28 protein-coding genes are annotated in these 22,852 nt (G+C 51.1%); 10 read left to right on the plus strand and 18 right to left on the minus strand.

Features of this window, described 5'->3' with window-relative positions:
* Positions 1 to 198: 198 nt before the first annotated feature.
* Entirely contained in the window at positions 199 to 1,095 is an 897-nt protein-coding gene (locus GOC95_RS04835) for a LysR family transcriptional regulator (protein ID WP_275356109.1), read from the minus strand.
* 91 nt (positions 1,096 to 1,186) lie between these two features.
* Between GOC95_RS04835 and GOC95_RS04840 the strand changes: the two genes are divergently transcribed.
* Complete coding sequence (locus GOC95_RS04840) at positions 1,187 to 2,200, plus strand: MBL fold metallo-hydrolase (RefSeq protein ID WP_275356110.1); 1,014 nt, start codon at positions 1,187 to 1,189, stop codon at positions 2,198 to 2,200.
* 60 nt (positions 2,201 to 2,260) lie between these two features.
* Here GOC95_RS04840 and GOC95_RS04845 read toward each other — a convergent pair whose 3' ends face one another.
* The 6 genes from GOC95_RS04845 to pqqA (GOC95_RS04870) all read right to left on the minus strand — a co-directional run bounded on the left by GOC95_RS04845 (position 2,261) and on the right by pqqA (GOC95_RS04870) (position 4,900).
* The gene (locus GOC95_RS04845; protein WP_343223965.1) at positions 2,261 to 2,437 is read right to left on the minus strand and encodes an SDR family oxidoreductase; all 177 of its coding nucleotides are present in this window, start codon (positions 2,435 to 2,437) and stop codon (positions 2,261 to 2,263) included.
* Positions 2,434 to 3,444, minus strand: coding sequence for a MalM family protein (locus tag GOC95_RS04850; RefSeq protein WP_275356111.1), 1,011 nt, complete (start codon positions 3,442 to 3,444; stop codon positions 2,434 to 2,436). Before GOC95_RS04850 ends, GOC95_RS04845 begins: the two co-directional genes overlap by 4 nt.
* A gap of 314 nt (positions 3,445 to 3,758) precedes the next feature.
* Positions 3,759 to 3,830 carry a pyrroloquinoline quinone precursor peptide PqqA gene (gene pqqA / locus GOC95_RS04855; protein WP_081624291.1) on the minus strand — a complete coding sequence of 24 codons (72 nt, stop codon included), beginning with the start codon at positions 3,828 to 3,830 and terminating at the stop codon, positions 3,759 to 3,761.
* 132 nt (positions 3,831 to 3,962) lie between these two features.
* Positions 3,963 to 4,316 (minus strand): MarR family transcriptional regulator, encoded by a 354-nt coding sequence (locus GOC95_RS04860; protein ID WP_275356112.1) that lies wholly within the window; start codon positions 4,314 to 4,316, stop codon positions 3,963 to 3,965.
* Positions 4,313 to 4,672: a DUF6516 family protein gene (locus tag GOC95_RS04865; protein WP_275356113.1), complete on the minus strand. Its 360-nt coding sequence runs from the start codon at positions 4,670 to 4,672 to the stop codon at positions 4,313 to 4,315. Before GOC95_RS04865 ends, GOC95_RS04860 begins: the two co-directional genes overlap by 4 nt.
* A 156-nt stretch (positions 4,673 to 4,828) precedes the next feature.
* Positions 4,829 to 4,900: a pyrroloquinoline quinone precursor peptide PqqA gene (gene pqqA, locus GOC95_RS04870; protein ID WP_081624291.1), complete on the minus strand. Its 72-nt coding sequence runs from the start codon at positions 4,898 to 4,900 to the stop codon at positions 4,829 to 4,831.
* Between the two features lie 251 nt (positions 4,901 to 5,151).
* Here pqqA (GOC95_RS04870) and GOC95_RS04875 point away from each other — a divergent pair, with 251 nt between their 5' ends.
* Complete coding sequence (locus GOC95_RS04875; protein WP_275356114.1) at positions 5,152 to 7,287, plus strand: TonB-dependent siderophore receptor; 2,136 nt, start codon at positions 5,152 to 5,154, stop codon at positions 7,285 to 7,287.
* A gap of 66 nt (positions 7,288 to 7,353) precedes the next feature.
* Here GOC95_RS04875 and pqqA (GOC95_RS04880) read toward each other — a convergent pair whose 3' ends face one another.
* Positions 7,354 to 7,425, minus strand: a complete 72-nt coding sequence (gene pqqA, locus GOC95_RS04880) for a pyrroloquinoline quinone precursor peptide PqqA (RefSeq protein WP_081624291.1) — start codon at positions 7,423 to 7,425, stop codon at positions 7,354 to 7,356.
* 121 nt (positions 7,426 to 7,546) lie between these two features.
* Positions 7,547 to 8,341 carry an alpha/beta fold hydrolase gene (locus GOC95_RS04885; RefSeq protein WP_275356115.1) on the minus strand — a complete coding sequence of 265 codons (795 nt, stop codon included), beginning with the start codon at positions 8,339 to 8,341 and terminating at the stop codon, positions 7,547 to 7,549.
* Positions 8,342 to 8,502: 161 nt separating this feature from the next.
* Here GOC95_RS04885 and GOC95_RS04890 point away from each other — a divergent pair, with 161 nt between their 5' ends.
* The gene (locus GOC95_RS04890; RefSeq protein ID WP_194748498.1) at positions 8,503 to 8,811 is read left to right on the plus strand and encodes a BON domain-containing protein; all 309 of its coding nucleotides are present in this window, start codon (positions 8,503 to 8,505) and stop codon (positions 8,809 to 8,811) included.
* Between the two features lie 159 nt (positions 8,812 to 8,970).
* On the opposite strand, the gene GOC95_RS04895 is transcribed toward GOC95_RS04890, so the two are convergent.
* Both GOC95_RS04895 and GOC95_RS04900 read right to left on the minus strand, forming a co-directional pair.
* Positions 8,971 to 9,273 (minus strand): hypothetical protein, encoded by a 303-nt coding sequence (locus GOC95_RS04895; RefSeq protein ID WP_275356116.1) that lies wholly within the window; start codon positions 9,271 to 9,273, stop codon positions 8,971 to 8,973.
* Positions 9,274 to 9,389: 116 nt separating this feature from the next.
* Positions 9,390 to 9,974, minus strand: a complete 585-nt coding sequence (locus GOC95_RS04900) for a cytochrome c (protein WP_194749081.1) — start codon at positions 9,972 to 9,974, stop codon at positions 9,390 to 9,392.
* A 458-nt stretch (positions 9,975 to 10,432) separates the two neighbouring features.
* On the opposite strand from GOC95_RS04900, the gene GOC95_RS04905 reads away from it, so the two are divergent.
* The 3 genes from GOC95_RS04905 (at position 10,433) to GOC95_RS04915 (ending at position 13,992) form a co-directional block, all read left to right on the plus strand.
* Complete coding sequence (locus tag GOC95_RS04905) at positions 10,433 to 11,710, plus strand: cyclopropane-fatty-acyl-phospholipid synthase family protein (RefSeq protein WP_275356117.1); 1,278 nt, start codon at positions 10,433 to 10,435, stop codon at positions 11,708 to 11,710.
* Between the two features lie 74 nt (positions 11,711 to 11,784).
* Positions 11,785 to 13,197 (plus strand): sorbosone dehydrogenase family protein, encoded by a 1,413-nt coding sequence (locus GOC95_RS04910; protein WP_275356118.1) that lies wholly within the window; start codon positions 11,785 to 11,787, stop codon positions 13,195 to 13,197.
* 93 nt (positions 13,198 to 13,290) lie between these two features.
* Positions 13,291 to 13,992 carry a response regulator transcription factor gene (locus GOC95_RS04915; RefSeq protein ID WP_275356119.1) on the plus strand — a complete coding sequence of 234 codons (702 nt, stop codon included), beginning with the start codon at positions 13,291 to 13,293 and terminating at the stop codon, positions 13,990 to 13,992.
* On the opposite strand, the gene GOC95_RS04920 is transcribed toward GOC95_RS04915, so the two are convergent.
* On the minus strand, positions 13,979 to 14,584 hold the full coding sequence (locus GOC95_RS04920; protein ID WP_275356120.1) for a Yip1 family protein: 606 nt from the start codon (positions 14,582 to 14,584) through the stop codon (positions 13,979 to 13,981). The genes GOC95_RS04915 and GOC95_RS04920 overlap by 14 nt on opposite strands.
* A gap of 282 nt (positions 14,585 to 14,866) precedes the next feature.
* On the opposite strand from GOC95_RS04920, the gene GOC95_RS04925 reads away from it, so the two are divergent.
* Positions 14,867 to 15,334 carry a PA2169 family four-helix-bundle protein gene (locus tag GOC95_RS04925; RefSeq protein ID WP_194748504.1) on the plus strand — a complete coding sequence of 156 codons (468 nt, stop codon included), beginning with the start codon at positions 14,867 to 14,869 and terminating at the stop codon, positions 15,332 to 15,334.
* A 201-nt stretch (positions 15,335 to 15,535) separates the two neighbouring features.
* Here the strand turns inward: GOC95_RS04925 and GOC95_RS04930 are convergent, their stop codons facing one another.
* Complete coding sequence (locus GOC95_RS04930; RefSeq protein ID WP_275356121.1) at positions 15,536 to 15,772, minus strand: DUF2171 domain-containing protein; 237 nt, start codon at positions 15,770 to 15,772, stop codon at positions 15,536 to 15,538.
* A 297-nt stretch (positions 15,773 to 16,069) separates the two neighbouring features.
* Here GOC95_RS04930 and GOC95_RS04935 point away from each other — a divergent pair, with 297 nt between their 5' ends.
* The gene (locus GOC95_RS04935; protein WP_275356122.1) at positions 16,070 to 16,273 is read left to right on the plus strand and encodes a hypothetical protein; all 204 of its coding nucleotides are present in this window, start codon (positions 16,070 to 16,072) and stop codon (positions 16,271 to 16,273) included.
* A gap of 117 nt (positions 16,274 to 16,390) precedes the next feature.
* Here GOC95_RS04935 and pqqA (GOC95_RS04940) read toward each other — a convergent pair whose 3' ends face one another.
* The 5 genes from pqqA (GOC95_RS04940) to GOC95_RS04960 all read right to left on the minus strand — a co-directional run bounded on the left by pqqA (GOC95_RS04940) (position 16,391) and on the right by GOC95_RS04960 (position 20,555).
* On the minus strand, positions 16,391 to 16,462 hold the full coding sequence (pqqA, locus tag GOC95_RS04940) for a pyrroloquinoline quinone precursor peptide PqqA (RefSeq protein WP_081624291.1): 72 nt from the start codon (positions 16,460 to 16,462) through the stop codon (positions 16,391 to 16,393).
* Between the two features lie 138 nt (positions 16,463 to 16,600).
* Complete coding sequence (gene nhaA, locus GOC95_RS04945; RefSeq protein ID WP_275356123.1) at positions 16,601 to 17,758, minus strand: Na+/H+ antiporter NhaA; 1,158 nt, start codon at positions 17,756 to 17,758, stop codon at positions 16,601 to 16,603.
* Positions 17,759 to 17,798: 40 nt separating this feature from the next.
* Positions 17,799 to 18,914, minus strand: a complete 1,116-nt coding sequence (locus tag GOC95_RS04950) for a phospholipase A (protein WP_275356124.1) — start codon at positions 18,912 to 18,914, stop codon at positions 17,799 to 17,801.
* Between the two features lie 25 nt (positions 18,915 to 18,939).
* On the minus strand, positions 18,940 to 19,998 hold the full coding sequence (locus tag GOC95_RS04955) for an aldo/keto reductase (RefSeq protein WP_275356125.1): 1,059 nt from the start codon (positions 19,996 to 19,998) through the stop codon (positions 18,940 to 18,942).
* Positions 19,998 to 20,555, minus strand: coding sequence for a hypothetical protein (locus GOC95_RS04960; RefSeq protein ID WP_275356126.1), 558 nt, complete (start codon positions 20,553 to 20,555; stop codon positions 19,998 to 20,000). Before GOC95_RS04960 ends, GOC95_RS04955 begins: the two co-directional genes overlap by 1 nt.
* Positions 20,556 to 20,852: 297 nt before the next feature.
* Here GOC95_RS04960 and GOC95_RS04965 point away from each other — a divergent pair, with 297 nt between their 5' ends.
* Both GOC95_RS04965 and GOC95_RS04970 read left to right on the plus strand, forming a co-directional pair.
* Positions 20,853 to 22,289: a diguanylate cyclase gene (locus GOC95_RS04965; RefSeq protein ID WP_275356127.1), complete on the plus strand. Its 1,437-nt coding sequence runs from the start codon at positions 20,853 to 20,855 to the stop codon at positions 22,287 to 22,289.
* A gap of 116 nt (positions 22,290 to 22,405) precedes the next feature.
* On the plus strand, positions 22,406 to 22,843 hold the full coding sequence (locus GOC95_RS04970) for a hypothetical protein (RefSeq protein ID WP_275356128.1): 438 nt from the start codon (positions 22,406 to 22,408) through the stop codon (positions 22,841 to 22,843).
* The last annotated feature ends 9 nt before the right edge of the window (positions 22,844 to 22,852 follow it).

The following is a 22,852-nucleotide window of genomic DNA, read 5'->3' on the forward strand; positions in this document are numbered from 1 at the left end:
TCCACTTTCATCATCATTACCCGAAATTCTCTTTATTTAGCGTAAGAATACAGCCAGTTAAGAGGGCAATCAACAGCCTAAAAAGTCCGTGGGAATCGGCTATGCGAATGACTTATTTCTAATTGGAAAATTTATTAGCAAATAGTCCACGCAAACCCTTTTTAGACTGCTCTGATTGCAGGTGAGTCAATATCACAATTACGCATTCACAAACTGCTGCCTCAACCAAATCATCGCTTCATCATCCTGAGACTTCACATGCCACGCCATGCCTAGCTCGAAAGGCGGGATTGCAAATGACAGCTCGATCAAATCCAATGCATCTTGATACTTCTCAAGTAGCTGCTTAGGTAAGGTGGCAACACAATCGCTATTGGTAAGGACCAAAGCAATCTGGTTGTAACTGGGCACAGACGCCACGATGTTCCGGGTTTGTGACTGCTCGGATAACAAGTGATCAATTGAGCTGGATAGGTCACCCTTTGCAGAGACGATCACATGCGAGAGTTGGCAATATTCATTGAGTGTCGGTTTTTTTGTGCCTCTCGCATGCCCTTTTTTCTGCGCCATGATAAAGCTGTCTTTCATTAAATACCTGACTTTGAGGCTGTCTGGCATTTTGTTGATATCGCCAATATAGAGATCAATATGGCCTTTCTCCAGGTCTTCTTTCACATTGACGCCAAACACTGACACGAATGAAATTTGCAGCCCTGGGTTATTAAAGGAAAGTACCTTTTTTAGGACTGGCAGGCCGAGAATCGTGAACACGCTATCGTTAGTTGCAATGGTGAATTTGCGGCGGGAGGTGAGCGGATCAAAACTGGATTTGAAATTGACGGCAAACTTAAGCTCGTTAATGGATGCCCGTAATTTATGCTGAAGGTTTAGAGCCCGCTCAGTCAGCACCATACCGCGCCCTACTTCAGCCGGAACAAGCAATGGATCCTCAAACAGCACCCGCAGCCTGGCTAATTGCGTAGAGAGTGCTGGCTGGCTGATATTCAGTCTCTGCGCCGCCTTGGTGACGTTTTTTTCTTCCAGCAGGATATCCAGCGAAATCAATAAAGGCAGGTCTGCTCTTTTTATATCCATAATATTTATACATCCAATACAAATATTCAATTTTAAATAATCATTAATTATACGTATTCTGATGGCAATTTAAATGAACCGGAGAATATGGATGAGCAATGTGCAAGGCAGAAAAAGAGTGGCATTCAAGAAGACGGTGTTAGCCATTGGCTTGTTGTTACAGTGCCTGGCTTATGCCAACACATCTGTTGCCGGGGCTGAATTGCCCTCGAGTTCAGTGGTTAACTACCAGGCTGAAACTGGTTACTACACTTTCAAATTAGGCACGTATGAAATCACGGTGATTTCAGATGGTACGGTGCCGCAAGACTTACATGTATTGCTAAAAGGCGCATCCCAAAAAACGGTCGATGGTTTGTTGAGCCAGGTGCATTTACATAACCCTGTTGAGGCATCCATCAATGTGTTTTTAATCAACACAGGCAAGAAATTAATCCTGGTGGATACGGGTGCGGGCGATTTTTTTGGCAAGGGTTTTGGTGGCAAGTTTAGTGAGCGTTTAAACAAGCTAGGCGTGAAGCCGGAAGATATTTCAGACATATTGATTACCCATATCCATACCGATCATACAGGCGGCCTGGTGCATGAGGGCAAAGCGGTTTTCCCCAATGCGAATATCTATGTGGGTAAAGCCGATATAGCCTTTTTTCTGGATGCTAAAAATAAAAACGGGGTGAATGGCTATGACAAAGCCTATTTTCAGCAGGCGCAGACTGCGATGCAGCCTTATGTAGCTCTGGACCACGTAAAACCGCTTGGAGGCGAACAAAAGATCCTTGCTGATTTTACTGCTTACCCGACACCCGGCCATACGCCAGGGCATTACTACTACCGGCTGGAAAGCCAGGGCCAGTCCATCACGTTTATTGGCGACTCCGTGCATGTGGAAGCAGTACAGTTCCCTCATCCTGACATCACCATTACTTACGATGTTGACCAAGCCAGTGCCGCAAAACAGCGGCAGGCTCAATTCGCGCAGCTAGCTAAAAGTAGCGCCATGATTGCTGCACCACACTTGCCTTATCCAGGGATTGGCTACATTAATGCTCAAAAGACAGGATTTACATTTATTCGTGCCGAATACCATGATAGACAGGGGCTGTGATTAAACATATTTAGACGGTGAAAGGCCCTCTAAACAGAGGGCCTTTACTTCTGGTCAAACTTAAATCTGCGCCTGGCTACCATCCACAAAGAACTCAATGCCATTAATGAAACTGGCATCTGGTGATAATAAAAATGCCACGGCTTTCGTCACTTCATCTGGGTCACCCACTCGGCCCATATGTACTTGAGCACCTAAATAATCGAGCAGGCCTTGTTTGGGCAGGTCAAATCCTATTTGCCATTCCCTTGTATTTTTTTATCAATCACTTGATGAGTTTCTTCATCTTCTAACCATACTGATGATGCGCCTGCACCCAACTCACCTTTTACAATATATTTTTTACCCTTTTCAGGCGTGAATGTGATTTCTCCCTTCACCTGATACACCTTGCCAAATAGCTCCTGAATGGGTGCACCATATTGTGTTTTTGCCGCCAGAGTTAACTTCACCGGTTTGTTTGCTGGCACTTGTCTGTCAATTAAATATGGGTTGAGGCGAAAGCCTTTTCCGCGATTTAATTCAACAGAACGCTGCAAACTGTTTTTGACATATTTCCCATCGATGCTTTCCACATAAAAAAAGTCAGACTTTTCTGCATCATAGGCTTGATATGAGTCTTTAATCGTGACTTTAGAAAAGTCGGTTTCTAATGGTAGTAACTGACCTGCTGTGATGTGGAGCTTTCCTGCGGGCGCTAATGGCAATACATATTCAGTACCATTCTCAGAGTACACATAGATATTCTCGGAATGTGTTGGTGCCGCGTACACGACCAGATAGGCTGCGTTTGCTTGCAATGGCAGGTCAGCGTAGTAAGTCATGCCCGTAAAGAAATTCGAATCACTTTCAATACGGTAGTTTTCGATCTTCCCTATCTGTTGTTTATCTTTATCCAAAACCAATAAATTTGGTACCAGAATTGAAGCTGACGGCAAATAACTGGCGCTTAGGTAAGTTTTAACTGTGACCAGCCTGGGCTGACCTGTTTCTGTTAATTCAAAAGCAGCATAGTAGCCTTTGCCATGTGGAAACTGGAATGTCGGTGTTTTGTCACCAAACAAAATAGATTGCTCTACACCCGTTTTCAACGGCGTATAGGCCATATCATTAATGCTTGAAGCTTGAGGTGCTTTGGATTGCGATAATTGTTGATGCATTTGATCTACAGATGCACAACTGGTCAGTATAGAGGCTGCCAGTACAACGATAAAATAGTTAAATTGGGAGATGAGGCCAGACATTATTGTTATCCTTATTATTAAATTTGTTATCAAATCACTAAGTGATCTAACGATTTTTATCACCAAAGAATACAACTAGTTTAACGTACAATCAATCGTGCTCTCTCTGTTTGAGGGGCTACTGCTTTGGCTTACCACCTGGTGGTGAACTCTGTTATCGATCTTAAAATCATGATGGAGAACTCTCATGTCTTACAGTAAAACCAATGTGGTCAGCTCTTCTAAATCTACATTTAACCTCCAGAGTTACAGCCTCCTCAAAACAAAAAACCCGACACTTGGTCGGGTTTTTGTCATTTTAGCCTCAGCTAAAATTATTTGTTCATGACGTACATGGTTACTTCAAAGCCAAAACGCATTTCGGTAGCTGCTGGTTTAGTCCACATGGTGTTTCTCCTGAGTTTGTTGGGGGGGGTAATCTGTACAACGTGTGCACAGTATGCGCTGCGTTTTGATGTTTGTTCAGGGCTGTTTTACTTGAACCTGGCTCATGATTTTCACCAGCGCAGGGTAAAATTTCAGGCAGCTAATATTTGAAATTCTGTTGCTTTTACAACAGGTTTTACCTGACGGTTTTCGCGTAACATTTCCACCAGTCCATAACGGGACATGGTTTTTAAAGTGCGCGATAAATTACTTTGTTTTCGGCCCGTAATGATGGCGAGCTCGGTAATGGATGCAGGCTGTGACTCTTGGATGACTCTCAATAATGCACGGTTCTCGTCACTCAATACTTCAGCCAGCGACTTCATGGATGAAAACCAGATTTTGGGTTCATCTGCGGCGGGCTGGTATTCACCACGCGCTATCGCCAGCATGCGCTCACGAAACTGTACTTCAGGCATGATACCAATGGTGATTCGATGATTCATTTCAGTTCCTTTAACAGGCGCTCAACTTCCGCAAAAAAATCAGTGAGCAATTGCCCGGCATCTTTGAATGCATAAGGCACACCTTGATCAGTGGCGTGTCTGTGCTGATGGTCATAAGGCAGGCGTTGCCCCGCATATTTAAATTTTTTGGGCGGTTTGACGGCATGACTATTGTCATAACCCATGAGCCGCTTTCCGTGCTTATCATGCAATGTGAGTGAATAGCGGATGCCGTGGGGAATGGCATCAGATACACGCACTTGCCATACTTCAAACTTGAGCCAGTATCCCCCTTCTAAGACATAGAGGGTGTCATGCATTTCCAGCAATGTATTTAATGTATGATCGTCTTGCATTTATATATCATCAGATGATAAATGTAAAGTTACCCAACTGTCACTCTCTAATGTTTCAGGCAAATCAGCCATACAAAATTAACATAAGTTATCAAATTAGAATACAAAAAAGCCCGACATCAAGTCGGGCTTTTGTCATTTTAGCCTCAGCTAAAATTATTTGTTCATTACGTACATAGTCACTTCAAAGCCAAAACGCATTTCAGTCGCTGCTGGTTTAGTCCACATGGTAGATCTCCTAAAAAGTTAACACTCAAACGTGTGACTAGTATGAGCGCCTGCTTGAAAATTGTTGAGCGCAGTTTTACGCGAATTCGGCTCATGATTTTCACCAGCCTGATGTTAACAGAAGCAAATTCTTTGCTGCATCCTTCAAATTATTAATGAAAATCGTTATCATTAACATTAACAGAAGTTGAGCCTAGACTCAACCGCACGCCTCTCTGCCTAGCAGAGCTTTTTATCCAATGGGAGTTTTCATGTATTACCACTCATCGACGTTACGGCCGATTGCGCTGGCTTTGCTTTTGGCCAGTGCAACCCAGGCGACATACGCGCAAGCAGCCGACGCTGCAAAAAATGATACCGAGTCTGACACTTTGCCAGAGGTCTCGGTCAAGGAAAAGAAAACCAGCCGAACTGACTACCAGCCGCTGGTGAATAGCACGGCAACCAAGATTGCTGCGCCACTGCGGGATATTCCGCAAACGGTGGATGTGGTCCCTGCGCAAATCATTCAGGACCAGGGCGCGCACTCGTTACAGGATGTATTGAAGAACGTGCCTGGCGTCTCGCTGAACCTGGGGGACGGCCAGCGTGATCAGTTTGTGATTCGTGGTTTTGATGCGATGGGTGACATGTATATTGATGGCATGCGTGATGACGCGCTGTATTACCGCGACCTCTCTAACATTGAGCGCGTGGAAGTGCTCAAGGGGCCAGCCGCGGTATTGTATGGACGTGGCTCTTCTGGCGGCTTGATTAACCGTATCACCAAAAAACCTGGCGAGACCATCCGCACCATTAAACTCAACGGCGGCTCTTACAAACAGCGCCGCGGTGAGTTTGATGTCGGTGACAAACTGGGGGATTCAGCGGCCTTCAGGATCAACGGCGCCGTTGAGGATTCTGGCAGTTTTAGAAGCCAGGGCTTTCTGGAACGGCAAAACCTTGCCCCTTCGTTGCACTTGCAACTGGGAGAAGATACCAGCTTGTTGTTGCAGGTAGAAAAACTGCATGACCGCCGAGTGACCGACTTCGGGATCCCGGCTTATCGGGGCAAGCCACTCAACATTGATCCAGACACCTACTATGGCTCACGCAATGCCCGCGATGATGATTACACCGACTCAGATGTGTTGTCTGGCCGCGCGGTGTTGAAACACCAGATTAACGACCAATGGTCCGTGCGCAATATGGTGGGTGCCTATCATTACGAAATGGATCGCAACAACACACTGGTTTCAGGGGTGAATGATAATTTGCGCACAGCGACCCTGACACATAACCAGCTATGGCGCCAGGATGATGGCTGGTTCAACCAGTTTGAAGTACTGCAAAAAGCCGAATGGGCTGGCATGCAGCATCAATTACTCTACGGCCTGGAGGTGGGCGAGCAACGCAAAACCATGAAACGCTGGGCCTGGAGCAATCCGACGGTGACCGTCTCCCTGTTTGATCCGGTATTACCCAGCCTGTCACAGTTTGGCGTGCGCGGCAGCAATCCCAACCTCAGTAACCAGACCATCCTGCAAGTGACTGGCGTCTATGTGCAGGACATGATTACGCTTTCCGAGCATTGGAAAGCCCTGGTCGGCAGCCGCCATGACCGCTTCGCGCAAAAGGTTGAAGACCGCTTGTCTACGGTGAGCCCCGAGCGCACAGATCATACCTGGAGCCCGCGTGCTGGCCTGGTCTACCAACCCACGGATTGGCAGTCTTACTATATTTCATTGAGTCGCTCTTTCCAGCCCTCTGGCGAAACCTTGAGCTTCTCGCAGCAGCAAAGCCAGCTAGCCCCGGAAGAGACAAATAATATTGAAATCGGCAGCAAAACCGATTTTTTCAATGGCAAATTGTCTACCACCGCCGCCCTGTTTCATCTTGAGCGCGAAAACATCAAAGGGACTAATCCAGTCAACAATGCTTTGATAGGCGTGGGGACACAATTAACAGAAGGGCTGGAGTTGACCATGACGGGTGAAATTGCGCCACGCTGGCAAGTGTTTGCTGGCTACGCCTATTTGGATGCGCGCATCACTGACTCAGTAGCGATACAAAACGGTGTGGCCTTGCAAGGCAAACGGGCAGCCCTCACCCCAAAAAACAGCGCCAACTTATGGGTAATGCATCAACTCAATGAAGGCTGGAGTGTGGGCGGTGGCTTGAATTATGTGGGGAATCGATATGCGTCTAATGACAATCTGGTGGCCCTCGGTAGTTATATGACGGCAGATGCAGCAGCCATTTATCATCACCCACGTTACGACCTCGCGTTCAATCTGAAAAACCTGTCCGATAAGCGTTACTATGCTTCTGGCCACGGTACCAACAATAACCTCAATGGTCCTGGCGCGCCGCGCCGCGCAGAAGTCACACTGACCATGCATTTCTAATGCCTGTGCCCCAAACAAAAAGCCCGACAGCGAGTCGGGCTTTTGTCATTTTAGCCTCAGCTAAAATTATTTGTTCATTACGTACATAGTCACTTCAAAGCCAAAACGCATTTCAGTCGCTGCTGGTTTAGTCCACATGGTAGATCTCCTAAAAAGTTAACACTCAAACGTGTGGCTAGTATGAGCGCCTGCTTGAAAATTGTTGAGCGCAGTTTTACCTGAATCAGACTCATGATTTTCACCAGTAGAGACTAAAGCATTATTCCGCCAGAAACGCTTCTACTGTTTGCATAAATAATTGCGGCTGTTCTGCATGCACCCAATGATCGGTGGGCAGGCTGACAAAGCTGGCTTGAGTAAAGTGCTGGCTAATTGTGTGCATGTCTTGCGCATTGACATAATCACTCCGCTCCCCGCGAATAAACAGACTAGGCATCGTCAGGCCAGTGGCCACTGGCGGCAAAAGTGCTGACTGCAGTTGCCCATAATTGGCTTTGAGGGCCGCGAGATTGAGCCGCCACTGCAAGCGACCATCCACCTTATGCAGATTGGTGAGCAAGAACTGGCGCACCATCAGGTTGGGGATAGCAGGAGCGAGCGCTTTATCCACGTCACCGCGGGACGCACACTGGTGCAAGTCTACCGCCAGCATGGGGTCTATGAGCGGCGTGTGCACATCGGCATAAGCGCGCATGGCCATATCCACCACCATCAGCTTGCTCACGCGTTGCGGCCATTGCATGGCAAACTGCATGGCCACCTTGCCGCCCAGCGAATGGCCTAATACATGCACTTGCGTCAGCTTCAAATGCTCACACACGGCCAGCACATCCGCCGCCATTTCGGAATAGGTTTGCGACTCATGGTGCGGTGAGCGGCCATGGTTACGCAAATCGACACTGATCACCGAGCGCTTCTGGGCGAAATACCTGGCAATACTGCCCCAATTGTCGGCGGAGCCAAACAGACCATGGAGCAATAACAAAGGCGTGCCACTGGGTTCAGTGGACGCGTTCAAGACTTGATGATGTAGCAACGGAAAAGTGGTAGTCATGGTAAAAAAGATTTCAACGGTGAGTGAAGCGCTAAAGCGCTATCTTATCGTACTTACAAACTTCGTCAGTCAACTCCTACGGCAGGATCAGAATCCGGTGTATGGCTGGCCCTGCGCATTTTTTGAATAATGAGAGCTCGATGATTTTGAAAGGACTGCACATGAAAACGACATTGAAATCCATTTTGCTGGTAAGTGCTTTATTGTTGCCGATGGCAAGTTTTGCCGCGGATGGCGACTCCATTGGTACCAAGGTAGAAGACACCGTGATCACGGCCAAAGTAAAGGCGGCCTTGGCCAAGGACAAAGCCGTGAGTGCCACCGATATCAAAGTTGAAACCGACAGCAATGGCCTGGTGCAATTATCTGGCGTGGCTAAAACTAAGGCCGAAGCAGATAAAGCAGTGCAATTGGCTAAAAATGTCAAAGGTGTGACTGCTGTGAAAGACGATATTGTGGTCGCACAGTAAGTCCCCACGCTACGATCTTCTCTCCGTTGCCCCTGTGCCAGCCATGGCCAGGGGCATTTTTTTATGCCGCGTAACCCATGGATGAAGATAGGTTCGGGGCCGCACGGGTCTGTTGCTACCGCCACTCAGTATGCAGCAAGGGGCTTAAGCTCGTGATCGTTACTTGACGTCGGTGCCACCCTGTTTCGGATCCTGCTGAAAGCGTTTGCTTTTTTCCATATTGCCAGGCTTGGAAGACTGGGCATTTTGCGGCTGGCTGGCGGTGTCTTTGGTGTTGGGCGGCAGATTATTATTATCTTGCTGCGGCTCCAGATAGTGACCGTTTTTGGTGGTATCCGGCACCTGGTTTTTTTGTTTTTGCGCCGGAGGCGTGGCATCGGGAGAGACATGATCCGCAGCCAGGCTGGGCACACTGCTAGCCACCAACAGGGCTGCGATCAAAAAAGAAAGGGGATTGTTCATAGGGGCATCCTTATCAAATAAGAAGAAAACCTGTCTGGTCAGACAGGCATGCTTCTATGCTAAGGATGCAAGGGCAGGCTGTATGTCAGCCTAGCGACCTCAAATTTGTAGGATTATCACGAAGCGGCGTCTTCATTGCCGGTCAGTTGGCCGTGGCTACGGATCCAGGCAATGACTTTGAGTAACTCATCCGGGGTGATGCCGTTATTCGGGTCTGAAGGGTCCATCAAGCCTTTGCCTTTGGCCCCCATGCCGCCATTGGTGCCATGCCACACGGTTTCAAACATGCCTTTATTGGTGGCGTCTTTGGCATAGTTATAGTTGGGGCCGGTGAGCGCAGGGCCCACTTGCCCACCCGCTTCCGGGCCATGGCATTGGGTGCAAGAATACAGCTGGAAGATTTTTTTACCTGCTGCAATCGCATCTTCTTTACCGACATAAGGGTTCTTACCTGTCGCTAAAAATTCTTTGGCGGCTGGCGTATCAAACAATTCAGGCTTGATTTCCAATGGCGAGCCATCCTGGGTGGTGACAAACTTGATCGTTTCAGTGCTTGCAGCCGCCTCGGTTTTAGCAGAGGGATCGCCGGAAGCCGTGGTTTGCTTGTCGCAGGCAGCCAGGCCGGTGACTAACACCAGCAAGGCCAGACTTGTTTTAGCACGCAATGTTGCATTCGGGCTTGCTTGAGGCAAGGTAGCCATTAGACGATTTTCCAGGCCAGTTTTTAATCTCATGATGGTCTCCTCAATGGTAAGGGTGATTGGAAAAATGAATGTGTAAACGATTATGGAGAAAAGCGAAACCAGTGCCCATGTCACAACGGCGCAATTTATTGTAGGAGTTGTCGGACAGGGAAACGGGCAACATTCATGGGTGTCACGGTCTTGAGACAAGCATGACGGGACGAGGCATTCCGCCCGCAAAAGACACCCCGCCTACACTGTCAGACAGGTCTGACATGACAATCAGTCATCTGCCTATATTGGCTTCTTGGGCGCTTTTCTTACACTTCAGGCCTGAAGACACATTCAAACCACCTGCTTTTTTTACTGCGCCGGCGACGCGAAAGTTCATCGACATCTTCATTTGACGCAACGCAGCAGTCAAAGCGGGGCTTTATTTTTTTGACGGAAACACGGACAACTGTGAGGAGTCACCCATGTACAACCGCCCTATTAATGTGCTGCCTCTGGAGGCACGCCCACTGGATGCCCTGACGCTGGAGCAGTTTTGGCATTGGCATCAGACCAAGCAACAAGAACAACAACAGGCCTTGACCCAGGCCCAATTACTGCTGAATCAGCTATTTGAAGACTATACAGATGCGTTTGCCCTGCGTTTATGGAATGACCAGTTGATTTATGTGGGCGAGCAATCACCGGCATTTACGCTGTCACTGTCTGCAGAACTGGTACGTGATCCTCACTTGTTGACCACACCCGTCCCCTGGATGACTGCGTATATAGACGGTCACATCCAGGTCGTGGGCGACTTTCACGCTGCGCTGCAATGCCTGGAATACTTCCAGTCTCTGCCTATCCCCTTGGCCACCACACTTGCGCGTGCATTACGTGCGCTGGCACCATTACCACCTAGCCACGACGCCGCACCAAAGTCTGGTCTGTTGCCACTCAACTACGATGTGCCGGCTGAGTTTTATCGCCATTGGCTGGATGAACGTATGCTGCATTCCTGCGCCTATTTTTGTGGCCAAACGCGTGAGCTCGGGCAGGCGCAACAAAACCAGCTGGAACTGATTTGCCTGAAGCTGCGTTTGCAACACGGTGACCATTTGCTCGACCTTAGTGGCGGCTGGGGTGGACTGGCCTGCTGGGCCGCCAAGCATTACGGGGTCTTTGTGCATGCTTATATCCAGAACCCTGCCCAATATGCCTATGCCAGCCAGCTGATCCAAAGCGAACAACTCACCCATCTGGTGACACTGATCCCTGGCGACTATCGCGCTGTGGCGGCACAAGGCCAGTACGACAAAGCCGTGTGTATCGGGGTCGCCGAACACGTAGGTGAACCGCATTTGCCGGCGTTCTTGAATAAAGTCCATGCCGCGCTGACACCGGGCGGCTTGTTTTTGAGCCATGGCATGACCAACGAGCGCGCAGCCTGGCAGCCTGAGGACCCAGCCCATACGCTGGTAAATCAGCAGTTGTTCCCGCAAGGCGGGCTGGCCACCTTTCCACAGCTGCTGCAGTGTATGGATGCCGCCCAGTTTGAGGTGTTTAACATTGAGGGGCTGCGCCAGCATTTTGTTCAGACCCTGCGCCACTGGCTGAGTGGACTGGCGTCGCAACACCAGGACATCACCCGCACCCTGGGCGAACGCAGTTACCGTGCCTGGCGACTGTATCTGACCGCCAGCCTGATCCAGTTTGAACAGGGACTCACCGGCATTCACCAGATTGTGGCGACCCGGCGCTAGCTGCCATCTGGCAGACCATGCCATGAAAACCAGTCTGGCAAAGACCAGACACAGATGATAGAGAGGAGTACACGATGCATACCGCCACAGACCGTCCGCCCCGTTTTCAACTGTCCCTGATCAGCGGTTGCCTGCTGGGACTGAGTGCCTGTTCGCCACCGGCCCAACTGCCTGAGTCGGCCAGCTATGGGCCAGCACCAGACCTGTCCTCCTATCATGCCAGCTGGCTTCCCACCGTCCATGTGGCAAAAGCGGTTGGCTGGCCGCAAGGTGAAAAACCAGCCTCTGCGCCAGGCACCCATGTAGTCGCGTTTGCCAGCGACCTGCATCACCCGCGCTGGCTGTATGAGTTGCCTAATGGCGATATTCTGGTGGCAGAAACCAATCACCCGCCTAACAATGAAGGGTTCAGTCTCAAAAGCTGGATTGCCAGCCTGTTTATGAAAGACGGCGGCGCAGGGGCTGAGAGCATGAACCGCATCATGCTGCTGCGCGACAATGACAGCGATGGCGTCGCAGAAGAACGACATGTCTTTATCAAAGACCTGCATTCGCCGTTTGGCATGGCCCTGATCGGGGACACCTTTTATGTGGCCAACGCTGATGCCTTGATCAAATTCCCTTACCAGCCAGGCCAGACTGAAATCACCGCCGCCCCTACCAAAGTCACCGACCTGCCCGCAGAACGCAATCATCATTGGACCAAGAATATTTTGCCCGCGCCAGATGGCAGCAAACTCTATGTTAGCGTCGGCTCCAACAGCAATGTCGGTGAAAACGGCATGGATGAAGAAAAAGAGCGGGCGGCTATTTGGGAGGTCGATGCAGTCTCTGGCCAGCATCACATCTATGCTTCCGGCTTGCGCAATCCGAATGGCATGGTCTGGGAACCGCATACAGGCGACTTGTGGGTCGTGGTCAATGAGCGAGACGAACTCGGCAGTGACCTGGTGCCGGATTACATGACCTCGGTCAAACAGAATGGCTTTTATGGCTGGCCCTACAGCTACTACGGCCAACATGTAGATGAGCGGGTACAACCGCCCCGCCCTGAGCTGGTTGCCACAGCGATCCCTCCTGATTATGCACTGGGCACACACACGGCTTCACTGGGCCTATTCCCGGCCAAAGGCAATCAGCTGCCCGAGCAATTTCAAAACGGCATGTTTGTCGGCCAGCACGGCTCCTGGAACCGTCAGCCTTACAACGGCTATAAAGTCATTTTTGTGCCGTTTGAAGCGGGCAAGCCCGCCGGGCAACCCATTGACGTACTGACCGAGTTTTTGAATGCAGACGGGCAGGCACGGGGGCGTCCCGTCGGTGTGATTGTTGATAAAAAAGGGCAGTTGCTGGTGGCAGATGATGTCGGCAATGTGATCTGGAATGTCAAAGGCAGCCACAAAACTGCCCGACATACCGACTCGAACGCCTCTGAGAATAGGGAAGCAACCAGCGGTGTGCATGCGACCGTAGCCGCACACGATTAAAAATTAAAAACATTAAAAAATAACTAGAAGGCGTTTTAAGCCCCGGTATTCGCGTGCCGGTTTTTGATCACACATAAACGAGACGAGACCGCCATGAAAAAATTATTACTGGTTTATGGTCATGCCCTGAGCCATCACGCATTACACACCCTGTTACAAAATGATCTGCGCCTGCAGCTGCTTTACGAAGTGCCCACGGTGCGCGAAGCGATTCGCCTGATCCATCAGCAACCGCTGGATGCGATTATTCTGGACATTTCGGCCCCCAACCAAAATGGTCTTGAAGTTTTGTGCGATCTCAAACATGCTGCACCGGGGCTGCCGATTCTGGTGATCAATGGCAGTGAGCGGCCTGACCGCATGATTCATTTCATCCGTCTGGGCTGTCAGGGCTATCTGCCTTACACCACGCAAAGTTCGCAGGTGATACCAGCCATCCGCAGCATTGCGCGCGGAAAATCCTGCCTGATGCCGCGCCACCACCAACTGTTGACGGAGTCACAACCCATGCGGCATGAGCAGTTATCGTTGCGGGAGTTACAGGTCTTGTTCAAACTGATCAAAGGCCAACCGGTTAATGCCGTGGCAGATGAGCTTGACATCGCCCCGGGCTCTGTCAGTGTCTTCCGCGCCAAAATCTTGCGCAAAATGGGGGTGACCAATAATGCGGCGTTGATCCGCTATGCCCTGACACATGGCCTGATCCCAGCCCCAACCACATTGAGCCGTCAGACCCGGCAGAACCCTGACCAGACGGATTCAAATAACACCGGCAGCCTGGCTAAGGTTTTTTGACGGCAAATTGGAGTTGTTCAATGGTTTCCCACGAAATCAACGAGCCGATCAGAATCACGCCAAAGCCCAGCCCGGCGGTGCAGATAATGGCCAGGGTGAGTGAGAACAGTGCCCCGCGCTCACGGATACCAAACACATAGCGCACACCGCGGTAGACCAGCGCAACGGCAATCAGCGCCGCCACCCCATGCACCAGCACATTAACGCTCAGGCTGGGGACCAGGTAAAACAGCGAAGTCAGCCACAGCGGGGTTGTCGCCAGCGTGATTAACAACAGCGCATCCCGGAAGCCAGGCTTCACACCCACCATCTGCGCCAGATGCTGTGTAATCCATGCCATCACCAGCACCAGCAGCAATTGCAGAAACAACAACTCGACGCTCACCATCAGCAAGCGGTTACCTGGTAATTGGTCAAAAAACAATTTGGGCACCTGATGATCCAGCCGCAAGTACATCGTGATACAAGGGATCAAGGACAGTGGCAATATATAAAATATCAGCAACTGCGTGACACCGGGTTTGGGCATCGCGAGCACCTTGGGCTGCTCACTACGCGGTGTCACATAGTCGAATAAACGGATGGGATTCATCATCATCTCCTGTAAAGAACGATGCGCCATTATGCAAGCAGGACAGCCGCATCCATACCCGCAACAGGCTGATCTGACTGTCAGAATTTACGTTGGCCGACGGAAACATAAGCAGCCCCTTGGCGTGGCCAGGTGGGAGAAAGGGGCCTATCTGCCCAGATAAGCGGGCCTATAGATAGCCATTCTTACACCAGCTTGCGCATTCATCCGATGGGGGACCAGGCTGTGCTATCGCATACTCAGATCTTCTCACCATCAACAACCGCTTTTGGAGACTGAGACATGACAGACAGAGACGATTTCATTGCTACCCTGAACGATTTGATTGAGGTATCCCGCGATGGCGAAGAAGGGTTTCGCGCATCGGCTGAGAATGTAGATCATCCCCAACTCAAGGCTTTTTTCATGCGGCGCTCGCAAGAGGTGGCGGCCAGCGTACAAGAGTTGCAAGGGCTGGTGCGCTCGCAAGGGGGCGAACCCGCCGCCTCAACCAGCTTGGGCGGCGCGCTGCACAGACACTGGATAGATCTTAAAACAGCCCTCACCAGCAACAATACGCTGTCGGTGCTTAATGAAACCGAACGCGGCGAGGATGTGGCGCTGAAGGCTTACCAAGAAGCCGCTGAAATGGATTTGCCAACCCATATCCGTACTGTGGTTGTTCGTCAGCTCGAAGGCGCAAAACGCAATCATGACGAGGTGAAGAAATTGCGGGATGCCGCGCAGGCAGAGGCCGATGCGCATTCTTAAACCAGGCCAGAAAGTCACACCCTGCACTGGCGCACCCTGATAGCGAAGACCTGCTTACCGCAGGTCTTTGTTTTGGCTGTGCGCGCGGCTTAGAAGCGGATGTTTAGCGATGTTTCACGTCCAACACATTGAGCTCACGGGCAAATCCAGGCAAGCGCCGTCCACGTGTGCACATCGCCTAAGCCTTGATGCAGGGCAAACTCAGGATGATGCCTCGGTGGCCCAGTCTGTGGTCATTTGCGCCAGCGTCCGGTTAATTTTCACGATACCGCCCTCAGTCGAAATCACCCAGCTCACCGGGATAAAGTGATGCACGCCAGACGTGTCTTGTTTAAGTTTGATCAGGTCGTCGCTAACCATATGATCAACCACAGCGACATGCTCGGACTGGGCGGTGGTGACGGGCATATCGGGTTTAATGTCGCGGGCATCTATCATGTCTGCCTCCTCTCAACGGTGATGGTTCATGCAGTGACCTTAAGCGGAGAGTGTGGCGGGCGAGGGTTCGCCTCACTATCGCGGCAAGACTGAGTTTGCTGTAAGAATTGTGAGCCCCGATAACGATGGTCAGCAGGCATGGGCCAGGGGACATCACAGCGAAAGTCACAGGTTAAATCGCACGAGCGTCTCGCCGGGCAGCGCGATACTTTGCTGATATTCGTACTGACACGTTCTATGTGTCTCAACCGCATGCAGACAGCCTGTTGTCTGTGGCATGTTAATCAAGGAGTGAGTATGGCCATTTTTTATATCAGCGCCTGGCAAGGCGCACCCGATGCCAGTGAGCGCGTATGGGAAACCAATGTATTGGCGCTGAGCGTAGAAGAGGCCTACCGTCTTGGCCGTAGACGCCTGGCAGCAGAACAGCCTGACTGGGACTTGACGAAACTGACCCTTCTGGCTGAAGGCGATAGCGTCACAAAATCCATAGAGATTTAAGTGCCGCGATAGCGGTTGTATTGCGCGTTGCTTTTTAGCCTGACCACAACAAAACGTCGGCCCAAAACAAAACACCCGGTTAACACCGGGTATTTTGCAATAAAACCTTGGTCAGAATTATTTGTTCATGACATACATGGTGACTTCAAAGCCAAAACGCATTTCAGTCGCTGCTGGTTTAGTCCACATAATAAATCTCCTTGAGTGATTAAGAGAGGCAATGGGCATCTCGTTAAGGATCACTATACGCTGCAGGGCAAGAAAGCACTTGCGTAGCTGGCTTAAAAACAGCTCATGATTTTACTGAGAACCACCTGCTGCCAAAAATCAGCGCGGGCTGCGACCCAGCGTCCACTTCAGCCATCCCCAGCCAAGGAGTCCAGACAGCAGCGAACCGGTCAAAATCGCCATTTTTGAAAGATTGATTGCCTCGTCCATGCCAGCAAAAGCCAGGTTGGTAATAAAAATGGACATGGTAAAACCGATACCACCCAACATGCCAGCGCCCAGAATGTGCGCCCAGCGCAAAGGCGGATGTAACTTGCACAGCCCGAAAACCACTGAAAGCCACACTGCCAGCATAATGCCCACCGGCTTGCCCACAATCAACCCAGCCATAATGCCCAGGCTGTTGCTATGCGTAAACACCGATTGCACACTGTCCGCTGCCAAATGAACACCGGTATTGGCAAAGGCAAAAACCGGCAGAATGAAGAACGCAACGGGCAAGTGCAAGGCATGCTCCAGCCGTTGCGAAAGCGAATCCTCGTCTTCGGCCAGCTGCTGAAAGGGAATGGCAAACGCCAGCGCGATCCCCGCCAGCGTCGCATGCACGCCTGACTTCAGGGTCAGCCACCACATAAAGGCCCCGCCGAGCAGGTATGGCAGCATAGACAGCACGCGCAAGCGATTGAGCGCAAACAGCAAGGCAAGCACAGTGAGCGCGGCCAGCAAGTGCGGCAGCGAGATTGAGGCGGTGTAAAACACGGCGATCATGATGGCTGCGCCAAGATCGTCAATGACGGCAAAAGCCACTAAAAAGACTTTCAAAGGTGCCGGCACACGGTTGCCTAAAATGGAGAGCACGCCCAGGGCAAATGCAATATCGGTGGCCATCGGGATACCAACGCCGGACTGGTAAGCCGTGCCATGATTCATCTGCCAAAAGATCAAGGCAGGGGCAATCATACCGCCCAGGGCGGCAATCGTCGGTAACAGCGCGTTGTTGACGCTGGAAAGTTCGCCTACGTATAACTCGCGCTTGAGCTCCAAGCCAATTAGCAAGAAGAACACGGCCATCAAACCATCATTCACCCACTCTTCCAGGCTGAGCCCCAAGCCGTGCAGATGCCAGAACGCATGATAGTGGCTGGCAAACACACTATTGGCGATCAGCAGTGCCAGTATGGTAGCCAGCATCAGCAAAACACTGCTGGCCTGCTCCGAATCTAAAAAGCGCTGAAAGGTTTTGGTGATCAATAACATTATTCAATAACCCTGCTTGCAATCTGCCCTCAGCTACTGGCTATTCGCCAATAGCAAAGCCGATGCCAAACATGTTTTGTGCCTGGTTGTAGTCCAGGAGCGAGACGCCATAGCCACTGGCCAGCATGGCATAAAACTTCACGCTCTCGTTTTTAAACGGCTTGTATTGCACATCGGTGCGTATATAGCCCTTGTTGTCACTGCGCATGTTATTACGCAAGGTCACGCTGGCGGCCAGGGTGTGGGGTTCATTGTCCCAGTGCAAGGTCACATCGCCATAGCCCATATACTTGCTGATATCCGGGTTGTCATCGTCTGACTTGTTCTCGGGGATGCGCCACCATGGCCTGACCAGCAGGCTATATTGTTCATTCAATTGCCAACCCCCTTGCAGGTAGAAGCGGTTCCAGCTGCGCGATAACGGTTGTGAGCGGCCATTCGACTCATGCATCAGGCCCAGATTGAGCATATTAGGCATGGCGGTCCACAGCCCTCCCTCTGCCGGCTTGTTGAGCCCCAGCGACAAAATCAGCTCAGGCGAATAGTTATGATCGCGCATAGGCCGAGACTGTGCTTCGTTATAGACCTGCCAGAACGATTGCTGGGTATAAGCGCCCCATAAGCGCGCGCTTTGCACCCACTGATTTTTGGGCAGCCAGTCTGACATATTCATCAGCTGGGTTTTCAGGCTGATCTGAAAATGCAGGTCGTTGTGTCCGAGGTCACGGTTTTGCGTGTTGGGGCGTGACGGCGAAACCGGGACCTCGTTAGGGTTGCTCGAATAGCTGGTGACAATGTAATTGAGCTGGTGCGTTTCAAGGTCGGTAAAATGCAACTCATCCTGGCTATTCAAATGCCACTTGCGTGACAGGTAGCCGGTGTCAGCACTCACGCTTTTGACCAGTGCTTCCTGGCTGGGCGCCAAGATAGGTGCCACCACATGGCTGGGCGCGAATTGCTCGGCCACTTTATCAAAGCACACCAGTCGCCGGCCAGCATCGTCTGCAAACTCGGTTTGGCAAGTACGCAAGGCGGATTGCATGTCGTTCACCAGGGCTGCCTGTGCTTGACCTGCCAGCAGCAGGCCACTCACCAGTAGCGCATTCAACAGCCGCTCATGTCGCCACTGGCTGCGCAGTCTGCGAAAAAATAGCATATGGATTCCCTCTATTGCGCCCAACTTAAGGGGCTGGATTCATCATGACGAGATGTTGTTGCTCGATGGCCGCCAGCACCTCTTCGCTCAGGTGGACCTGATAAGCCGCCACATTTTCTTGTAACTGTGCCAGGCTGGTCGCGCCGATAATGGTGGTGCCAACAAACCAGCGGTGATAGACAAAACTCAAGGCCAGCTGTACCGGCGTCAGGCCATGGCTACGGGCCAACTCGGCATAGGCTTTGGCCGCCGCCGGCACCGCGGGCTTTTTATAGCGCTTGGCATAGCCCTCAAACAAAGTCACGCGGCCGGGCGTGGCCGGATCATCGACATACTTGGCCGTGAGGTGCCCAAAGGCCAAGGGCGAGTAGGCCGCCAGCGCGACCCCTTCCCGGTAAAGCACTTCGGTCATGCCAAACTCCATACCGCGGTTCATGAGGTTATAGCAATTTTGCAGCACGGCAATGCGCGGCAAGCCCTGCTCGCGCGCAATACGCAAAAACTCCATCAACCCCCAGGGTTGCTCGTTACTGAGGCCGATTGCACGGATTTTGCCTTCCGTCACCAACTCATCCAGCACTTCAAGCTGGGTCTGGATAGGTACCCAGTTGATCGCCTGGCCTTCTGCATCCAGTTCCGCATGCGGGTCAAATTGATATTGGCCAAACATGGGCACATTGCGCTCGGGCCAGTGCAGATAGAGGACATCCAGGTAATCGGTTTGCAATCGCTGCAAACTGTCATGCACCGCCTGGCGGATATTGGCACGGTCCATGCCGCTCGGGCCACCGCGGATCCAGTGCATGCCGCGGCGGGGTCCGGCCACCTTGCTGGCCAGCACAAACCGGTCGCGCGGCTGTTTTTTGATCCAGTGCCCCAGCATGGTTTCGGTACGCGTCACCGTTTCTGCACGGGGCGGCACCGGGTACATTTCTGCCGTATCAATAAAATTAATGCCATTTGCCAGCGCATAATCCAGCTGGTGTTCTGCATCCTGTTGGGTGTTCTGGTCACCATAAGTCATGGTGCCCAAGGTGATTCTGGAGACGCGAATACCGCTGTCTCCCAGCGTGATTTGATCCATTAATGTAATACCTGTTTTTCTACCGGGATGTCCATTACGATACTCGAAACGGGCTGAGGTTCCTTGGCTGGCGCGGATGGCAGTGTCCAGCCTGCCTCTTTGCTGGCCAACAGCAACATGCGGCTGATCGCCAGCACCAGCTCATGGTTCACATTGATATTCACGTTGATGCCATTGGCGCACACCAGTTGCACATGATTGAGTTGATCGTTGACCGAGACAAAACGCGTTTCCACCGCCAGCAGGGTTTGCTCGGTGACCACACTTTTTGGCGCCTGATAGGCCGTCTCAAAGTCCAGATCATCCAGGGCCTCTACGGCTTCCGCCTCTTGTACAAACTGCTGGGTGGCTTCCGGCAGGCTTTGCTCAGACAAGGGCAACGGACCAGACACCGGCAAATGCGCCTCCTGATTAAATACCTTGAAAATCTGCCTTGCCACGCGGTAGGTAATCCAGACCTGGATTTCCTGTTCGTCACTCACCGCCGCACGCATGAGCAGGCGGTCTTGATGCTGGTCATAAGAAAGATTGATTTGCTGTATGGATTGCGGTTGCATGCGGATTTAACCTATCACGGGACAGGTATTAGCATACCGTGTTGACCCGCAACTGCCTACCTCTAAGCATGCAGAGTTTACCCTAGCGGCATTTAATGACATGAATCTGACAGCTTGTCATCACAAACAAGCCTCTACAACAACGATAAATTATCGAGATAACATTTACCAAACAAAATAAAAAAGGTTAAGCTTATCAGCAAATCTATTAAGATTAATTAGCGTATGATTGCTTTAAGAACCAACTTACCAAGTGTGTGACCAACTTAATGTCTGCTTTGATGGAGTACCGTTCACTTGTTAAACCATAATAAAGAGCTAGAACGTCTGGCGGCGGTTGAAAGCTATCATATTCTTGACACTCCGCCCGAAGCTGACTTTGATCAGTTAGTCGCCCTGGCCTCGACCTTCTTCTCAACACCAATTGCAAGCGTGACAGTGATGGCAGAGGACCGCTTATGGTTTAAATCTGCCAAAGGACTAGATCTCTGCGAAGCCCCGCGTGAGGATGTCTTTTGCCAACTGACGGTGGAACAAAAAACACGGCTGGTGATTGAAGACACACTGCAGGATGCATTGTTCAAGAATAATCCGCTTGTCATTCAGGCGCCGTATATTCGTGCCTATGCCGGAATACCGCTGATTAATGATCAAGGCTATGCCATCGGCACTTTTTGCGTGATGGACCATGTACCTCGCCACTTTAGCGAGGCCGAACTTACTTTGTTGACCATCCTGGCGAACCAGGCCATGAAGCTGATGGAGTTGCGCAGAGAGATCGTTCAGCGTACGGAACTGAGCAAGCAGTTACAAGTATTTTATGAACAGCAAGCCAAAAGTCAGGAGCTGTGGAAACAAGCCATGGATGCCGTCGGCGATGGGGTTTGGGATTATGACCTCATCACTGGGCATTACTTTTTTGGCCCCAACTGGCGCAAAATGCTGGGCTACCAAAGTGAGCCGCTGCTCCCGCAACTAGAGACACTACGTGCGTTGATTCACGAAGAAGATCAGGAACGCTTCACAAACTCTCTCAATGCCTACCTCTATGACCAACAGCCGGAGTACAAAATCGAATATCGGATTCGCTGCAAAAATGGCGATTACAAATGGGTACTCTCTCGCGGCATGGTGGTGGAACGCACCGCCGAAGACACCCCCAAGCGCATGATAGGCACGCATACCGATATCTCGCAATCTAAACTGCTTGAACAATCCATCTGGCAGCAGGCACACACCGATAACCTCACCGGTCTGCCCAACCGCCGATTGTTTCTGGATCGCTTACAACAGGCCATTTACAGCAGTCAGCGTGAACAGAAAAAATTTGCGCTGTTTTTTATGGATCTGGATGGCTTCAAAGCAGTGAATGACCTCCATGGCCACCTTGCAGGCGACCAGCTACTGATTGAGATTGCCAGTCGCATCCAGAAAATGTCGCGACAAGCGGACACCTTCGCCCGTTTCGCCGGGGATGAGTTCGCCATTCTAGCGATCAACATCAGCAATAGCGAAGACATGCTGTTGCACGCCCACAAAATCCTGCAAGTGGTGAAAGAACCCATCCCGCTCAATGGCTATGCTGCGTCTGTCTCCATCAGTATCGGTATTGCCATCTTCCCCGACCATGGTTGCACAGTCGATACGTTGATTCGTCACGCAGATCAGGCCATGTACGAAGCCAAGGAGTCCGGCAAAAATACCTGCGTTGTTTACCATCCGCACCGTCAATAGCCCCGCTCAGCTGTTTTAAAGATACACTCCGTTACAAAACCAAGCCCGCTCATCGGGAGGGTTTTGCAAGCCCTTCTGTCAGAATTGTTATCTACATAACGTTTTCTGGAGGGCTTATGCAACCGCTAACATCCACACTCAAAAAGATGATTTACCTTAGCCTGGGCGTCTTCTGCGCCCTCGCTAGCCAACTTGCATACGCACATCCGCCTGGCCGCGGCTGGCATGGCGGCGTTGGTCTGTATTTTGGCGCCCCTTACCCGTTTTTTCCTTATGCCTACGCACCCTACGCCTACCCTTACCCGTATGTGTACAGTCCACCGCCCGTGGTGATTACCCAGCCGCAGTCACAGGTGTATATCGAGCAGGACAGTAACAATGCCACAAATGCAGCCCCAGGCAACAGCACAGCGCCAGCCACCAGCGCCAGCAACAATAATGCCTACTGGTATTACTGCGAGGCTGCTAACGGCTATTACCCCTATGTTAAAGAGTGTCCCGCCGGCTGGAAACAAGTCACACCGACGCCGCCAACAAACACACCAGCCAAATAGGAGACTGTC

The organism is Methylophilus sp. YYY-1 (genome assembly GCF_029132825.1).
Taxonomy (GTDB): Bacteria; Pseudomonadota; Gammaproteobacteria; order Burkholderiales; family Methylophilaceae; genus Methylophilus; species Methylophilus glucosoxydans.

Excerpts from the sequence above, each read along its gene's own strand:
- GOC95_RS04905 (WP_275356117.1), top strand. The coding sequence starts at position 10,433 with ATGTACAACCGCCCTATTAATGTGCTGCCTCTGGAGGCACGCCCACTG.
- GOC95_RS04875 (WP_275356114.1), top strand. The coding sequence starts at position 5,152 with ATGTATTACCACTCATCGACGTTACGGCCGATTGCGCTGGCTTTGCTT.
- GOC95_RS04960 (WP_275356126.1), bottom strand. The coding sequence starts at position 20,555 with ATGCAACCGCAATCCATACAGCAAATCAATCTTTCTTATGACCAGCAT.
- GOC95_RS04925 (WP_194748504.1), top strand. The coding sequence starts at position 14,867 with ATGACAGACAGAGACGATTTCATTGCTACCCTGAACGATTTGATTGAG.
- GOC95_RS04865 (WP_275356113.1), bottom strand. The coding sequence starts at position 4,672 with ATGCAAGACGATCATACATTAAATACATTGCTGGAAATGCATGACACC.
- GOC95_RS04835 (WP_275356109.1), bottom strand. The coding sequence starts at position 1,095 with ATGGATATAAAAAGAGCAGACCTGCCTTTATTGATTTCGCTGGATATC.
- GOC95_RS04900 (WP_194749081.1), bottom strand. The coding sequence starts at position 9,974 with ATGGCTACCTTGCCTCAAGCAAGCCCGAATGCAACATTGCGTGCTAAA.
- GOC95_RS04895 (WP_275356116.1), bottom strand. The coding sequence starts at position 9,273 with ATGAACAATCCCCTTTCTTTTTTGATCGCAGCCCTGTTGGTGGCTAGC.
- GOC95_RS04950 (WP_275356124.1), bottom strand. The coding sequence starts at position 18,914 with ATGCTATTTTTTCGCAGACTGCGCAGCCAGTGGCGACATGAGCGGCTG.
- GOC95_RS04935 (WP_275356122.1), top strand. The coding sequence starts at position 16,070 with ATGGCCATTTTTTATATCAGCGCCTGGCAAGGCGCACCCGATGCCAGT.
- GOC95_RS04955 (WP_275356125.1), bottom strand. The coding sequence starts at position 19,998 with ATGGATCAAATCACGCTGGGAGACAGCGGTATTCGCGTCTCCAGAATC.
- GOC95_RS04860 (WP_275356112.1), bottom strand. The coding sequence starts at position 4,316 with ATGAATCATCGAATCACCATTGGTATCATGCCTGAAGTACAGTTTCGT.
- GOC95_RS04910 (WP_275356118.1), top strand. The coding sequence starts at position 11,785 with ATGCATACCGCCACAGACCGTCCGCCCCGTTTTCAACTGTCCCTGATC.
- GOC95_RS04885 (WP_275356115.1), bottom strand. The coding sequence starts at position 8,341 with ATGACTACCACTTTTCCGTTGCTACATCATCAAGTCTTGAACGCGTCC.
- nhaA (WP_275356123.1), bottom strand. The coding sequence starts at position 17,758 with ATGTTATTGATCACCAAAACCTTTCAGCGCTTTTTAGATTCGGAGCAG.
- GOC95_RS04915 (WP_275356119.1), top strand. The coding sequence starts at position 13,291 with ATGAAAAAATTATTACTGGTTTATGGTCATGCCCTGAGCCATCACGCA.
- GOC95_RS04890 (WP_194748498.1), top strand. The coding sequence starts at position 8,503 with ATGAAAACGACATTGAAATCCATTTTGCTGGTAAGTGCTTTATTGTTG.
- GOC95_RS04850 (WP_275356111.1), bottom strand. The coding sequence starts at position 3,444 with ATGTCTGGCCTCATCTCCCAATTTAACTATTTTATCGTTGTACTGGCA.
- GOC95_RS04930 (WP_275356121.1), bottom strand. The coding sequence starts at position 15,772 with ATGATAGATGCCCGCGACATTAAACCCGATATGCCCGTCACCACCGCC.
- GOC95_RS04840 (WP_275356110.1), top strand. The coding sequence starts at position 1,187 with ATGAGCAATGTGCAAGGCAGAAAAAGAGTGGCATTCAAGAAGACGGTG.
- GOC95_RS04920 (WP_275356120.1), bottom strand. The coding sequence starts at position 14,584 with ATGAATCCCATCCGTTTATTCGACTATGTGACACCGCGTAGTGAGCAG.
- GOC95_RS04970 (WP_275356128.1), top strand. The coding sequence starts at position 22,406 with ATGCAACCGCTAACATCCACACTCAAAAAGATGATTTACCTTAGCCTG.